Consider the following 14,014-nt stretch of genomic DNA (forward strand, 5'->3'; position numbering starts at 1 on the left):
AAATGGCGGCCGAAAGGGCCGCCTCGTTGACTTGATATTAGCAGTGCGCGCCGCGCTCGGCTTGGCGTTTCGCTCATATGGTTATCCCGTCCTCGCGTCGATGCCTAGGGTTTACGTTGATTTCACTATTCGTAATTGGTTTTACTATTCGTAAATCCAGAATGTGCCGCCGATCAAGCAATGCGGCATGCGGGCGCCGCGAAACGGCGCCGTTCACGAATCAACAGGAAGCAAGGAGCGAGACGTGGCGGTTGACAGGACAGGCGGGCAGGCGCGCCGGCAGGAGAGGGGCGGGACGACGGGCGCGGCGGTGCGCGCACGGCGCGGTTGAGGAGCGGATGGCGACCATGAGCATCGATTACCAGACGCTGAAGTTCGAGTACCGCGCCCGCGCGCACGACGTGGCCGTCCACCCGGTAATCGTCGTCGGCGCGGGCCCGGTGGGCCTCGCGGCCGCGATCGACCTCGCGCAGCAGGGTGTGCCCGTCGTGCTGCTCGACGACGACGACACGCTGTCGACCGGCTCGCGCGCGATCTGCTTCGCGAAGCGCACGCTCGAGATCTTCGACCGGCTCGGCTGCGGCGAGCGCTTCGTCGACAAGGGCGTGAGCTGGCACGTCGGCAAGGTGTTCCTGCAGGACGAGCAGCTTTACGCGTTCGACCTGCTGCCCGAGGAAGGGCATGCGCGCCCCGCGTTCATCAACCTGCAGCAGTACTACGTCGAAGGCTATCTGGCCGATCGTGCGCTCGAGCTGCCGAACATCGACATCCGCTGGAAGCACAAGGTGACGGGTATCGAGCAGTCGGCCGAACACGCGGTGCTGACGGTCGAGACGCCGGACGGCGTCGCGACGCTGCGCGCGCAGTACGTGATCGCAGCCGACGGCTCGCGCAGCCCGATGCGCACGATGATGGGCCTGGAAAGCCGCGGCCGCACGTTCAAGGACCGCTTTCTGATCGCCGACGTGAAGATGAAGGCGGAGTTTCCGACCGAGCGCTGGTTCTGGTTCGATCCGCCGTTTCACCGCAACCAGTCGGTGCTGCTGCACCGCCAGCCCGACAACGTGTGGCGCATCGACTTCCAGCTCGGCTGGGATGCCGATCCCGTCGCCGAGAAGCAGCCGGAGCGCGTGATCCCGCGCGTGCGCGCGCTGCTCGGGCCGGACGTCGAGTTCGAGCTCGAGTGGGTGAGCGTCTATACGTTCCGCTGCCAGCGGATGGACACGTTCCGTCACGGCCGCGTGCTGTTCGCGGGCGATTCCGCGCACGGCGTGTCGCCGTTCGGCGCGCGCGGCGCGAACAGCGGCGTGCAGGACGCGGACAACCTCGCGTGGAAGCTGAAGCTGGTGCTCGACGGCCATTCCGCCGACAGCCTGCTCGATACGTATGCGAGCGAGCGCGAGTTCGCGGCCGACGAGAACATCCGCCACTCGACGCGCTCGACCGACTTCATCACGCCGAAGAGCGCGGTGTCGCGCGTGTTTCGCGATGCGACGCTGAAGCTTGCGCGCGACTGCGAGTTCGCGCGCAAGCTGGTGAACAGCGGGCGCCTGTCGGTGCCGGCCGTGCTGGCCGATTCGCCGCTCAACACGCCGGACCGCGGCGGCGACGCATTCGCGTGCGCGATGCGGCCGGGCGCGGCGGCGGCCGATGCGCCGGTGCGCGTGCAGGGTGCGCGGGGATGGCTGCTGCAGCATCTGCGCGGCGGCTTCACCGGCGTGCTGTTCGGCTTGCCGGGCGACGCGGCGGCGCTCGCGCAGGCCGTCGGCGGTCTCGCGCTGCCGGTGCGTCCCGTGCTCGTCGTGCCGGCCGGGCACGCGCAGCCGGTGGCCGGCGTCGACGTCGTGGAGGACGTCGACGGGCTCGCCGCGCGGCGCTACGACGCGCAGCCCGGCACGTTCTACCTGTTGCGCCCCGACCAGCACGTCTGCGCACGCACGCGCACGCTCGACCGTCAGGCGATTGCCGACGCACTGGCGCGCGCGACCTGCGCCCGCTGATACGACAAAGACACCGGAGACACCGTCATGCCCCCACTCGATACCCGCCCGCGCCTGGCCGACCCCGACGCGTTCTACGAAGCGCTGATCGACATGCATCGCGACCTGTCGGATGCCGACAGCCAGCTCGTCAACGCGAAGCTGATCCTGTTGCTCGCGAACCAGGTCGGCGACGCCGACGTGCTGCGCGAAGCGATGGCGCTCGCGCGCCAGGGCGTGACGCCGCCCGTGCATCCGGCCGCCGAGGTCGCGCAATGAGCGCGGCGCCGGCCGACGCGCGCGTGCTCGAAGTCGAGCGCGTGATCGACGAGACCCATCGCCCGGGTTTTCACTGGATGCTGCTGATGCTGTGCGGGCTATGCCTCGTGATCGACGGCTTCGATGCGCAGGCGATGGGTTACGTCGCACCGAGCGTGATCGCCGAATGGGGCGTGCCGAAGCAGGCGCTCGGGCCGGTGTTCAGCGCGAGCCTGTTCGGGATGCTGCTCGGCGCGCTCGGGCTGTCGGTGCTGGCCGACCGGATCGGCCGGCGCCCGGTGCTGATCGGCTCGACGCTGTTCTTCGCGGCGACGATGCTCGCGACGCCGTTCGCGAGCTCGATTCCCGTGCTGATGGCGCTGCGCTTCGTCACCGGCCTCGGCCTCGGCTGCATCATGCCGAACGCGATGGCGCTGGTCGGCGAGTTCAGCCCGGCCGCGCATCGCGTGAAGCGGATGATGATCGTGTCGTGCGGCTTCACGCTCGGCGCGGCGGTCGGCGGCTTCATCAGCGCGGCGCTGATTCCGGCGCTGGGCTGGCGTTCGGTGTTCTTCGTCGGCGGCGCGGTGCCGCTCGTGCTGACGATCGCGATGCTCGCGCAGCTGCCCGAGTCGCTGCAGTTCCTGGTGCTGAAAGGGCGTGTCGCGCAGGCGCGCGACTGGCTCGCGCGGTTCGCGCCGCAAGCCGGCATCGATGCGAATACGCGGCTCGTCGTGCGCGAGCGTGCCGCGAGCGGCGCGCCGGTCGCCGAGCTGTTCCGCCATGGCCGCCTGCCGGTCACGCTGCTGCTGTGGGCCATCAGCTTCATGAACCTGATCGACCTGTACTTCCTGTCGAACTGGCTGCCGACCGTGATGCGCGAAGCCGGTTATTCGCCGAGCACGGCGGTGATCGTCGGCACGGTGCTGCAGACGGGCGGCGTGATTGGCACGCTGTCGCTCGGCTGGTTCATCGAACGTCATGGTTTCGTGCGCGTGCTGTTCGCATGCTTCGCGTGCGCGGCCGTGTCGGTGGGGCTGATCGGCTCGGTCGCGCATGCGCTGCCGTGGCTGCTGGTCGTCGTGTTCGCCGGCGGGTTCTGCGTCGTCGGCGGGCAGCCGGCCGTGAACGCGCTCGCGGGCCAGTATTACCCGACGTCGCTGCGCTCGACCGGCATCGGCTGGAGCCTCGGCATCGGCCGGATCGGCTCGGTGCTCGGGCCGCTCGTCGGCGGGCAACTGATTGCGCTCAACTGGTCGAACGGCGCGCTGTTCCACGCGGCCGCGGTACCCGTGCTGTGCTCGGCGCTGTTCGTGCTGGGCCTGGCGGGCGTCACGCGGCGCAGCGGCGCGCAGGCGCCGGACGCCGCCCTGAATTGATGGAGAAAGGAAACGATGACGCTTGACCTGTCGAAACCGGCGACCGCCGGCTACCTGAGCGGTTTCGCGAACGAATTCGCGACCGAGGCGCTGCCCGGCGCGCTGCCGCACGGGCGCAACTCGCCGCAGCGCGCACCGTACGGGCTGTACGCGGAGCAGTTGTCGGGCACCGCGTTTACCGCGCCGCGCGGCCACAACCGCCGCGCCTGGCTGTACCGGATTCGCCCGGCCGCCGTGCACCGGCCGTTCGAGCCGTACGCGGGCCCGCAGCGGCTCGTGTCGGAATTCGGCGATTCGGCCGACGTGCCGCCGACGCCGCCGAACCAGTTGCGCTGGGATCCGCTGCCGATGCCGGTCGAGCCGACCGATTTCGTCGACGGGCTGGTCACGATGGCCGGCAACGGCTCGGCCGCCGCGATGAACGGCTGCGCGATCCACTTGTATGCGGCGAACCGCTCGATGCAGGACCGCTTCTTCTACAGCGCGGACGGCGAACTGCTGATCGTGCCGCAGCAGGGGCGCCTGTTCATCGCGACCGAATTGGGCCGGCTCGACGTCGAGCCGTTCGAGATCGCGGTGATTCCGCGCGGCGTGCGTTTTGCCGTCGCGCTGCCGGACGGCGACGCGCGCGGCTATATCTGCGAGAACTTCGGCGCGCTGCTGCGCCTGCCGGATCTCGGCCCGATCGGCTCGAACGGGCTCGCGAACCCGCGCGATTTCCTGACGCCGCAGGCCGCCTACGAAGACCGCGAAGGTGCGTTCGAACTGATCGCGAAGCTGAACGGGCGCCTCTGGCGCGCGGACATCGGCCATTCGCCGCTCGACGTCGTCGCATGGCACGGCAACTACGCACCGTATAAATACGACCTGCGCCTGTTCAACACGATTGGCTCGATCAGCTTCGACCATCCCGATCCGTCGATCTTCCTCGTGCTGCAGGCGCAGAGCGACACGCCGGGCGTCGACACGATCGACTTCGTGATCTTCCCGCCGCGCTGGCTCGCGGCCGAGGATACGTTCCGCCCGCCGTGGTTCCACCGCAACGTCGCGAGCGAGTTCATGGGGCTCGTGCACGGCGCGTACGACGCGAAGGCCGAGGGCTTCGTGCCGGGCGGCGCGAGCCTGCACAACTGCATGTCGGGCCACGGGCCCGATGCGGACACGTTCGAGAAGGCGTCCGCGAGCGACACGACGAAGCCGCACAAGGTCGACGCGACGATGGCGTTCATGTTCGAAACCCGCACGCTGATCCGGCCGACGCGCTACGCGCTCGACACCGCGCAGCTGCAGGCCGATTACTTCGAATGCTGGCAAGGCATCAAGAAACACTTCAATCCGGAGCAAAAGTGAGCGATACCCAAGACTGGCGCGCGACGCTCGACCCGGCTCGCAAGAGCTGGGTCGAGACCGCGAACGATCCCGCCTGCGATTTCCCGATCCAGAACCTGCCGTTCGGGATCTTCAGCGATGCGAAGCACCCGGCGCGCCGTGCCGGCGTCGCGCTGGGCGACCGGATCGTCGATCTCGCCGCGCTCGCGCGTGCGGGCCTCGTGACGCTGCCGGCCGGCGCCGATGCGTTCGCCGCGCCGACGCTCAACGCGTTCATCGCGCTCGGCCGCGACGCGTGGCGCAGCGTGCGCGTGCAGTTGTCGGACCTGTTCTCGCGCGACAACGCGCGGCTGCGCGACGATGCGGCGCTGCGTGCGCAGGTGCTCGTCGCGCAGCGCGATGCGACGCTGCATCTGCCGGTCGAGATTCCCGGCTACACCGATTTCTATTCGTCGAAAGAGCACGCGACCAACGTCGGCTCGATGTTCCGCGATCCGAAGAATGCGCTGCTGCCGAACTGGTCGGAGATGCCGATCGGCTACAACGGCCGCGCGTCGTCGGTGGTCGTGAGCGGCACGCCGGTGCGGCGCCCGAACGGGCAACTGAAGCTGCCCGACCAGGAGCGTCCGGTGTTCGGCGCATGCCGCAAGCTCGACATCGAACTGGAGACGGGCTTCATCGTCGGCCAAGGCAATGCGCTCGGCGAGCCGATCGCGTGCGAGGACGCGGAAGCGCATATCTTCGGGATGGTGCTGCTGAACGACTGGAGCGCGCGCGACATCCAGCAGTGGGAGTACGTGCCGCTCGGGCCATTCAACTCGAAGGGCTTCGCGACGACGATCTCGCCGTGGATCGTCACGCTCGACGCGCTCGAACCGTTCCGCGTCGCGCAGCCGGAGCAGTCGCCGCAGCCGCTCGCGTATCTGCGGCATGCGGGCAAGCATGCGTTCGACATCGCGCTCGAAGTGACGCTGCGCGCCGAAGGGGCGGCCGAAGCGACGTCGATCTGCCGCACGAATTTCAAGCACATGTACTGGACGATGGCGCAGCAGTTGGCGCATCACACGGTGGCCGGCTGCAACACGCGCGTGGGCGACCTGATGGGTTCGGGCACGATCAGCGGGCCGACCAAGGATTCGTTCGGCAGCCTGCTCGAACTGACGTGGAACGGCAAGGAGCCGGTCGCGCTGAACGGCGGCGGCAGCCGCACGTTCATCGAGGACGGCGACGAGCTGACACTGAAGGGATGGTGCCAGGGCGACGGCTATCGCGTCGGCTTCGGCACGTGTGCCGGCAAGATTTTGCCGGCGCGGCGTGCTTGACGAACCGCGGCGCGAGAATTCACGCGCAGGCCGGCCACGCTAGTACGGAATGACGGGACGGTCCGCATTGCGCGGACCGTTTTTCGTTGACCGGAGGATGGGTGCGAGCGGGCCGACGCGTATCGACGCATGATGTTGCGCGCCAACGCCAACGCCAACGCCAACGCCAACGCCAACGCCAACGCCAACGCCAACGCCAACGCCAACGCCAATCTGCATCAGACCGCGCGTTGCACCGCCGCGCGCCGTTCCCACAATGCGGCCACGACGAACGCGGCGACGCAGGCGACCAGCACGCCGATCAGCGCGTTGCTGCCCAGTTGCTCCATCAACGCGCCCGCAACCAGCGGGCCGCCGAAGCTCGCGGCGCTCCACGACGCCGACACGAGCGAGCTCGCGGTGACGAGCGCCGCGCCGCGGAAACGCTCGCCGCACGCGACGAGCGACAGCGTATAGATGCTGCCGGCCGCCGCGCCGAGGACGAACAGCAGCGGCCAGCACAGCCACGGGTTCGCGATCACGAACGGCAGCAGCGGCAGGCCCGCGAGCACGATCCAGCCGGCGCCGAGATGCACGCGTTCGCGGCCGAGCTTGTCCGCGAGCCAGCCGATCGGGAACTGCATCGCGGTATCGCCGAACAGCATGATCGACGCGAGCAGCACGGCGGTCGCGCTCGCGACGCCGTGATCCATCGCGTAGAGCGGCAGCAGCGACAGCGCGAGCGTATCGAACAGCGCGAAGAAGCCGGTGCCGATGATCAGCGCGGGCATGCGCGGCAGCACGTCGAGCCAGCGGCCGTGCGCGTCGTGATGCGCGTCGTCGCCGGCGAGCGGCGCACGGCGGATCGTCGCGAGCGTCGGCAGCGCGAGCAGGAACAGCGCGCCGCACAGCGCGAAGCGGATGCTCGTCGCGCCGGCGGTCTGGCTGACGAGCACGGGGCCCGCCATCTGGAACAGCGTGAAATTGGTCGCGTAGATCGCGACGACGCGGCCGCGCGTCGAATCGTCGGCGAGCTGGTTGACCCACGCCTCGCCGATCGTGAACAGCAACATCAGCGCGGCGCCGCACAGCACGCGCAGCACGCCCCACAGGACCAGGTTCGACGTGAACTGCATCAGCGCGGTGGCGGCCGCGAGCAGCACGACCGACGCGACGATCGCGCGGCGCGCGCCGATACGTCGCGCGAGCGCGGTGACGAACGGGACGATCGCGAGGCCGCCGAGGGCCTGTGCGGCCGTCAGCATGCCGACGACGTTGGTGCCGTGTCCGGCTTCGGTCAGTGCAAGTGCCGTGAGCGGCAGCGTGGCGCCGGTGCCGAGGCCGACGACCGCGACGCTCAGGATCAGCGCGAGGAAATCGCGATTGAGAATGGCTTTCATCGGCCGCGATGCTACACCGCGATCGTTGAAAGGTCCATGAAGGCCATCAGGTTCGGGTGGAGTTGTGTCCGCAACGATCGCGGCAGGGTCGCGTTACACGTATTCGGTCGGCACGGCCACCGGGCGACGTTCGAGCGACGCCGACCACAGCGTGAGCGCGAGCGCGGCGACGGCCATCGCAACGCCGACCCACGGCAGGTTCACGAGCGACACGCCGGAGCCGATTGCCATGCCGCCGAGCCACGCGCCGGTCGCGTTACCGAGGTTGAACGCGCCCTGGTTCAGCGTCGATGCGAGGTTCGGCGCGTCGCTCGCGCGATCGACGATCATGATCTGCAGCGGCGGCACGATCGCGAACGCGAGGATACCCCACACGAAAATCGTCGCGAGCGCGGCGAACGGCAGATGCATCGTGCCCGCGAACAGCGCGAGGACGATGCCGATCAGCGTGAGCGTCGCGATCAGCGACGGCATCCGGCGCCAGTCGGCGAGCTTGCCGCCGAGCGTGCCGCCGACCGTCAGGCCGAGGCCGAACAGCAGCAGCACGTAGGTGACCTGGCGTGGCGAGAAGCCCGTCACGTCCTCGAGGATCGGCGTGATGTACGTGAACACGCTGAACAGGCTCGCGGACGCGAGCACGCTGATGCCGAGCACCATCAGCACCTGCGGGTGCTTCAGCACGCTGAATTCGCGCGTGATGCTGGTGTCGGGCATCGCGAGATTTTTCGGCAGGCACACCGCGAGCGCGGCGGCCGCGGCGATGCCGATGCCGGTGACGGCCCAGAACGTCGCGCGCCAGCCGAACGCCTGGCCGAGCGCGGTGCCGAGCGGCACGCCGAGCACGTTCGCGAGCGTGAGGCCGGTGAACATCAGCGCGATCGCCTGCGCGCGGCGGTTCGGCGCGACGAGGTTGCTCGCGACCACCGAGCCGATGCCGAAGAACGCACCGTGGCAGAACGCGGTGACGACGCGCGCGGCCATCAGCACCGCGTAGCCGGGCGCGATCGCGCAGAACAGGTTGCCCGCGATGAACAGCCCGATCAGACCCATCAGCGCACGCTTGCGCGGCATCTTCGCGGTGACGATCGCGAGGATCGGCGCGCCGACCGTCACGCCGAGCGCATAGCCCGACACGAGCATTCCGGCGGCCGGGATCGATACGCCGAGGTCGCGCGCGACGTTCGGCAGCAGGCCCATGATCACGAATTCGGTGGTACCGATTCCAAATGCGGCGACGGCAAGGGCGAAAAGAGGCAGGGGCATCGCGGTAGGCTCGGGAAAGGATGCCGCTCGAGCCAGGCGCGGGATGCGCGGGACGGGCGGTCGGTCAGGCGAACGTCAGCCGCGATTCTACTTCAGTGAAAACCCCTACGCTTGGGGCCAAAACGGTTGTTGCCGGCGTGCGACGGGGCGGCGGGCGGGGAGCTTCCCCCCGTGGGATCGGCGGCGATTCGGTAGCGGCACGATGGTGGCTGCCGAACCGTGCATCAGGCGATGCGTTCGGGCGCCCCGTCGGGTATCGCGGCCGAGGTTTTTTCGATTTCAGCATCCGCCGGCGACGCAGCCGATCCGGCCCCGTCGATCGCCGCCGGCGCGTCCCAGCCGTTCTCGAACAGGCAGGCTTCGATCGGCATCCGCGCGGCCCAGCGTTCTGCTTCGAGCATCGGCTTCGCATAGAACGCATCGACGTGCCCGATGCACAGCACGGCGATCGGCTTCGCGCCGTCGGGCATCCGCAGCAGCGTGCGCAGCGCATCGACGTCGAACAGCGACACCCAGCCCATCCCGAGGCCTTCCGCGCGCGCCGCGAGCCACATGTTCTGGATCGCGCATGCGGCGGATGCCAGATCCATCTCCGGCAGCGTGCGGCGGCCGAACACATGGCGTTCGCGGCCGTCGGCGAGCGCGACGACCAGGAGCTCGCCGCATTCGCGCACGCCCTCGACCTTCAGCCGCATGAATTCGTCCTGACGCTCGCCGAGCGCGTCGGCGGTCGCGCGGCGCTCGGCCTCGACCAGCGCGTGAATGGCGGTGCGCAATGCGGGATCGGTGACGCGGATGAAGCGCCACGGCTGCATGAAGCCGACGCTCGGTGCATGGTGCGCCGCGCGCAGCAGCCGCGCGAGCACGGCCGGATCGACGGGCGCCGGCGTGAAGTGGCGCATGTCGCGCCGTTCGAAGATGGCGCGATAGACGGCGGCGATGTCGGAATCGTCGAAACGCATGAGCGGCAAAGGCAGGGAAGGACGTCGGCGCAACGATAACAGACGGCGCGCACGAAACGTTACTTCACGCGAAACAATGCACTCAATTGTTGACGAGGTTGGGTGCGGTGAGCGGCAATAGGCAGGAGCAAACGATTGCGGATGCGCTGCTGGCCGTCAAACGGGCTATTTCTCAACGGTTTGGCATGACGACGTTCTGCGGCGCGCCCGCGTGCCACGCCTCGATGTTCAGTAGCGTCGTATGCGCGATCTCGGCCAGCGCCTCGCGCGTGAAGAATGCCTGGTGTGACGTGACGATCACGTTCGGGAACGTCAGCAGGCGCGCGAGCACGTCGTCCTGCAGCGGCAGGTCGGAGTGATCCTCGAAGAAGAGCCCGCTTTCCTCTTCGTACACGTCGAGCCCGAGATGGCCGAGCTGGCCGCTCTTGAGCGCGTCGATCAGCGCCTGCGCATCGACGAGGCCGCCGCGCCCCGTGTTGATCAGCATCGCGCCGTGCTTCATCCGCGCGAGCGTTCGTTCGTCGATCAGGTGGTGTGTCGACGGCAGCAGCGGGCAATGCAGGCTGACGATGTCGGCGTGATGCAGCAACTCGTCGAGCTCGACGTAGCGCGCGCCGAACGCGATCAGTTCGTCGTTGTACGGCGGCACCGAGTGCGCGAGCACGTGCATCCCGAAACCCATCATGATCTTCGCGAACACGCTGCCAATGATGCCGGTGCCGATCACGCCGACGGTCTTGCCGTGCAGGTCGAAGCCGAGCAGCCCGTTCAGCGAGAAATCGCCTTCGCGCGTGCGTGCGACGGCGCGCGGCAGGCGGCGGTTGAGCGCGAGGATCAGTGCGACCGCGTGCTCGGCGACCGCGTGCGGCGAATACGCGGGCACGCGTACGACCGCGATGCCGAGCCGTTCGGCGGCGGCGAGGTCGACATGGTTGAAGCCCGCCGAGCGCAGCGCGATCAGCCGCGTGCCGCCGTCGGCGAGCCGCTCGAGCACGGCCGCATCGACGGTGTCGTTGACGAACGGGCAGACGACGTCATAGCCGTGCGCGAGGATCGCCGTTTCCGCGTCGAGGTGCGACGGCTGGAAGTGCAGCCGATAGCCGAACTGCCGGTTGGCGGCGGTGAATGAATCGTCGTCGTACTGCCGGCTGCTGAACAGGATCACGCGCACGCTGCACCTCCGATGGCTGACGCGCGCAGTTTACTGCAGGCCCGTGACGATATCGGCGTGTTCGGGCCCGCGCACCGGCCGCAGGAAGCCGTAGTCCGTCCGCTCGCGGGCGGCCGGCGCGCCGAAGTGCTCGAGTGCGTGCTCGACGAAGCTGCGCGTGCGGGCCGGCACGTACTGGCGGTTCGGATAGACGAGCGACAACTGCGCGTCGGGATCGTCGATCCGGTAGCCGGCCATCAGCCGCACGAGCGTGCCGTGGTTGAGCGCGTCGGCCACGCACGGCTCGGGCAGCACCGCGATGCCGGCGCCGGCCACGGCCGCCGCCTGCACGAGCGCGAGCTGGTTGACCGTGCAGGCCGGGCGCACCGTGACCGAATGGGCGACGCCGTCGTGACCGACCAGCTGCCACGTCGGTGCGTGCTGGTGCGGCGCGAGCGTGACCCAGTCGTGGCCCGGTAGATCGTCTGGCACGCGCGGCTCGCCGCGCCGGTCGAGATAGGCCGGCGCCGCGCACGCGACGAACGGGTTCGGCGCGAGCGCATGGCCGATCAGCGACGGGTTGCCGTCGAGCCGGGTGCCGGTGACGATGCCGACGTCGTAGCCCGAATCGAGTACGTCGAGCGGGCCTTCGGCGACGGTCAGCTGCACGCGCAGCTCCGGATAGCGGTGCCGGAAGCTGCTGACGAGCGGCGTCAGCGCCAGCGGCGACAGCAGCCCCGACGCGACGACGCGCAGCGTGCCGGCCGGTTCGCGCGCAGCATGCGCGACCGACGATTCGAGGTGGTCGAATTCCTCGAGCAGCGCGCGGCAACCATCGAGGTAGCGCACGCCGGCCTCGGTGAGCGACAGGTTGCGCGTGGTGCGATGGATCAGCCGTGTGTTCAGGTGGCCCTCGAGCATCGCGATCGAACGCGTGACGAGCGCATTGGACACGCCGAGATGGTGCGCCGCGCGCCGAAAGCTTTGCTGTTCGGCGACGCAGACGAATACACGCATGGTCTGAATCTGGTTCATGGCTTGCGTATTTCTGGCCCGGTTGATTGATTTTGGTTGTGATTTATCGCCGCACGACATCGAAAGCGCATTGTGCGGCCCCAGCTCTCCCTCGTATCGAAAATCGAATTTCGATTCCGCAGACGATTGTTCAATACGGAACCGATATCCGTCAACCTGAGAAAATGGGCGGCTTGCGTAAAATCGAAATCGCGAGTACCGGTTTAACGCTGCAATGCAGCAAGATCGTCCCGGGAAAAACGGTGCGGTATTGGAATAAGCGCCGAGGCGGCCGGGATTGCCTATTCCAATCAACGTGTTGAGCTAAATTCATGCGAACCGTGACAGGGCAATTTCGGAATCGCTCCCCAATACATGCCGCAATAGTGGATGTTTTTTCCACGTTCGGATTTTGTGTATCGAATTCGCTCCGCGATTTGTATCAGGTGACCGCTCCATTTCGTTCGAACCGAGAATCCGGCTGAACCGCCGGTGTCGGCGAATCGTTGCCGATATTGGCGGAGAAAATCGTGCGGGCGGAACTCGAATGGAACCGTTTCGGAACCGGCCGGCAATCCCTTTTTCAATCCGGCGGGTCGTGGCGCAACCGGCTGGCCCGGTCCGGCGACCGGCCGGCGTCGCGCTGTCCGGACGTGCGTGCCTCTTGCGCGGGGCGGCGGAACGCGGAATGATCGACCAGTTCGCCGTGCCATGTCACGGGCGTCCGAGCATTTTCCTTTCCTCACCTTTTTCCAGCCATGTCCATCGATTATTCGCCGATTCCCTGTCCCGTCGTCGTGCCGCTCGACGCGATCCTGCCCGAAGAACCGCTGCTGATGATGGGGGCCGGCCCGGTTCCGATCCCGGCCGCGGTGGCCAAGGCGAACACGATCGTGATCAATCATCTCGGCGCGACGATGGCGAAGATCATCGAGCAGGTGAAGGAGATGGCGCGCTACGTGTTCCAGACCCGCACGAAGTGGGTGCTCGGCGTTGCGGGCCCCGGCTCGGCCGCGATGGAAATGGCGATCTCGAACCTCGCGTGGCGCGGCACGCGCGTGCTGTCGATCCGCAACGGCTTCTTCAGCGCGCGGATGGCCGAGATGGCCACGCGCGTCGGCGCCGACGTCGCGACGCTCGAAGTCGCCGACCGCGCGGTCGCGAGCCTCGACGAGATCGCCGACGCGATCGCCCGCGAGCGGCCCGAGATCGTCACGATCGTGCAGGGCGAGACGTCGAACACCGTATGGAACCGCGACCTGCGCGACATCGCCGCGCTCGCGAAGGCGGCCGGCGCGCTGGTGGTCGTCGACGCGGTGTGCACGCTGTCGACGATGCCGCTCGAGATGGACGCGTGGGGCATCGACGCGGTGATCACCGGCGGCCAGAAGGGGTTGTCGTCGATTCCGGGCGTGTCGCTGATCGCGTTTTCCGATGCCGCGTGGGAACGCATGAAGAAGCGCCCCGAGCCGAATGCGCACTGGTGCCTCGACATGGCGCTCGCGGAGAACTTCTGGCACAACGCCGGCTATCACTACACGGCGCCCGTGTCGGGCGTGCTCGCGCTGCACGAGGCGCTGCGGCTCGTCTGCGCGGAGACGCTCGAAAGCCGCTTCGCGCGCCACCTGCGCTGCTCGCTGGCGCTGCAGGCGGGTGTCGAATCGATGGGGCTCAAGCTTTATGCGCCGAAGGACTGCCGGCTCAATTCGGTGGTCGGGATCGAGACGCCGGAGGGGCTCACGCCGGGAATGGTCTGCGGCCATATCTCGAAGCAGTACCAGGTCGAGATCTCGGGTTCGTTCGGGTTGCCCATCGTGCGGATCGGACAGATGGGCGAGCAGTGCCGCGAACACAACCTGTTCCGCACGCTGCATGCGTTCGGCCGCACGATGGTCGACCTGAAGGTGCCGGTCGACCTGCCGGCCGGCGTCGCCGCGCTCGAACAGGAACTGTCGCGGCGCGGCGCGTAAGCGCGGAAC

The 14,014-nt window shown here is 68.2% G+C and carries 11 protein-coding genes; 6 read left to right on the forward strand and 5 right to left on the reverse strand.

What is annotated here, in order from left to right:
• Positions 1-347 precede the first annotated feature (347 nt).
• The 5 genes from WT97_RS02700 to fahA are packed head-to-tail and all read left to right on the forward strand — an operon-like array spanning position 348 to position 6,267.
• Positions 348-2,000, forward strand: coding sequence for an FAD-dependent oxidoreductase (locus WT97_RS02700; protein ID WP_060352771.1), 1,653 nt, complete (start codon positions 348-350; stop codon positions 1,998-2,000).
• A gap of 27 nt (positions 2,001-2,027) precedes the next feature.
• A complete protein-coding gene (locus WT97_RS02705) occupies positions 2,028-2,258 on the forward strand; it encodes a DUF2783 domain-containing protein (protein ID WP_034206533.1) in 231 nt (76 codons plus the stop codon).
• The gene (locus WT97_RS02710) at positions 2,255-3,616 is read left to right on the forward strand and encodes an MFS transporter (RefSeq protein ID WP_060352760.1); all 1,362 of its coding nucleotides are present in this window, start codon (positions 2,255-2,257) and stop codon (positions 3,614-3,616) included. Before WT97_RS02705 ends, WT97_RS02710 begins: the two co-directional genes overlap by 4 nt.
• A 15-nt stretch (positions 3,617-3,631) precedes the next feature.
• Positions 3,632-4,966 carry a homogentisate 1,2-dioxygenase gene (gene hmgA / locus WT97_RS02715; RefSeq protein WP_034206535.1) on the forward strand — a complete coding sequence of 445 codons (1,335 nt, stop codon included), beginning with the start codon at positions 3,632-3,634 and terminating at the stop codon, positions 4,964-4,966.
• Positions 4,963-6,267, forward strand: a complete 1,305-nt coding sequence (gene fahA, locus WT97_RS02720; RefSeq protein WP_060352761.1) for a fumarylacetoacetase — start codon at positions 4,963-4,965, stop codon at positions 6,265-6,267. Before hmgA ends, fahA begins: the two co-directional genes overlap by 4 nt.
• Positions 6,268-6,485: 218 nt before the next feature.
• Here the strand turns inward: fahA and WT97_RS02725 are convergent, their stop codons facing one another.
• The 5 genes from WT97_RS02725 to WT97_RS02745 all read right to left on the reverse strand — a co-directional run bounded on the left by WT97_RS02725 (position 6,486) and on the right by WT97_RS02745 (position 12,056).
• The gene (locus WT97_RS02725; protein WP_060352762.1) at positions 6,486-7,646 is read right to left on the reverse strand and encodes an MFS transporter; all 1,161 of its coding nucleotides are present in this window, start codon (positions 7,644-7,646) and stop codon (positions 6,486-6,488) included.
• Positions 7,647-7,739: 93 nt separating this feature from the next.
• Positions 7,740-8,909: an MFS transporter gene (locus WT97_RS02730; RefSeq protein WP_060352763.1), complete on the reverse strand. Its 1,170-nt coding sequence runs from the start codon at positions 8,907-8,909 to the stop codon at positions 7,740-7,742.
• A 224-nt stretch (positions 8,910-9,133) separates the two neighbouring features.
• The gene (gene bluB / locus WT97_RS02735; protein ID WP_059501088.1) at positions 9,134-9,871 is read right to left on the reverse strand and encodes a 5,6-dimethylbenzimidazole synthase; all 738 of its coding nucleotides are present in this window, start codon (positions 9,869-9,871) and stop codon (positions 9,134-9,136) included.
• A 172-nt stretch (positions 9,872-10,043) separates the two neighbouring features.
• Positions 10,044-11,042, reverse strand: coding sequence for a 2-hydroxyacid dehydrogenase (locus WT97_RS02740; protein WP_060352764.1), 999 nt, complete (start codon positions 11,040-11,042; stop codon positions 10,044-10,046).
• A gap of 30 nt (positions 11,043-11,072) precedes the next feature.
• Complete coding sequence (locus WT97_RS02745; protein WP_059791716.1) at positions 11,073-12,056, reverse strand: LysR family transcriptional regulator; 984 nt, start codon at positions 12,054-12,056, stop codon at positions 11,073-11,075.
• A 737-nt stretch (positions 12,057-12,793) separates the two neighbouring features.
• Here WT97_RS02745 and WT97_RS02750 point away from each other — a divergent pair.
• On the forward strand, positions 12,794-14,005 hold the full coding sequence (locus WT97_RS02750; protein ID WP_059791714.1) for an alanine--glyoxylate aminotransferase family protein: 1,212 nt from the start codon (positions 12,794-12,796) through the stop codon (positions 14,003-14,005).
• Positions 14,006-14,014: the final 9 nt, after the last annotated feature.

The organism is Burkholderia sp. MSMB1459WGS (genome assembly GCF_001534535.1).
Classification (GTDB): domain Bacteria; phylum Pseudomonadota; class Gammaproteobacteria; order Burkholderiales; family Burkholderiaceae; genus Burkholderia.

Coding starts and splice junctions, on each gene's coding strand:
- WT97_RS02750 (WP_059791714.1), top strand. CDS start 12,794: ATGTCCATCGATTATTCGCCGATTCCCTGTCCCGTCGTCGTGCCGCTC.
- WT97_RS02705 (WP_034206533.1), top strand. CDS start 2,028: ATGCCCCCACTCGATACCCGCCCGCGCCTGGCCGACCCCGACGCGTTC.
- WT97_RS02725 (WP_060352762.1), bottom strand. CDS start 7,646: ATGAAAGCCATTCTCAATCGCGATTTCCTCGCGCTGATCCTGAGCGTC.
- WT97_RS02745 (WP_059791716.1), bottom strand. CDS start 12,056: ATGAACCAGATTCAGACCATGCGTGTATTCGTCTGCGTCGCCGAACAG.
- bluB (WP_059501088.1), bottom strand. CDS start 9,871: ATGCGTTTCGACGATTCCGACATCGCCGCCGTCTATCGCGCCATCTTC.
- WT97_RS02730 (WP_060352763.1), bottom strand. CDS start 8,909: ATGCCCCTGCCTCTTTTCGCCCTTGCCGTCGCCGCATTTGGAATCGGT.
- WT97_RS02710 (WP_060352760.1), top strand. CDS start 2,255: ATGAGCGCGGCGCCGGCCGACGCGCGCGTGCTCGAAGTCGAGCGCGTG.
- WT97_RS02700 (WP_060352771.1), top strand. CDS start 348: ATGAGCATCGATTACCAGACGCTGAAGTTCGAGTACCGCGCCCGCGCG.
- hmgA (WP_034206535.1), top strand. CDS start 3,632: ATGACGCTTGACCTGTCGAAACCGGCGACCGCCGGCTACCTGAGCGGT.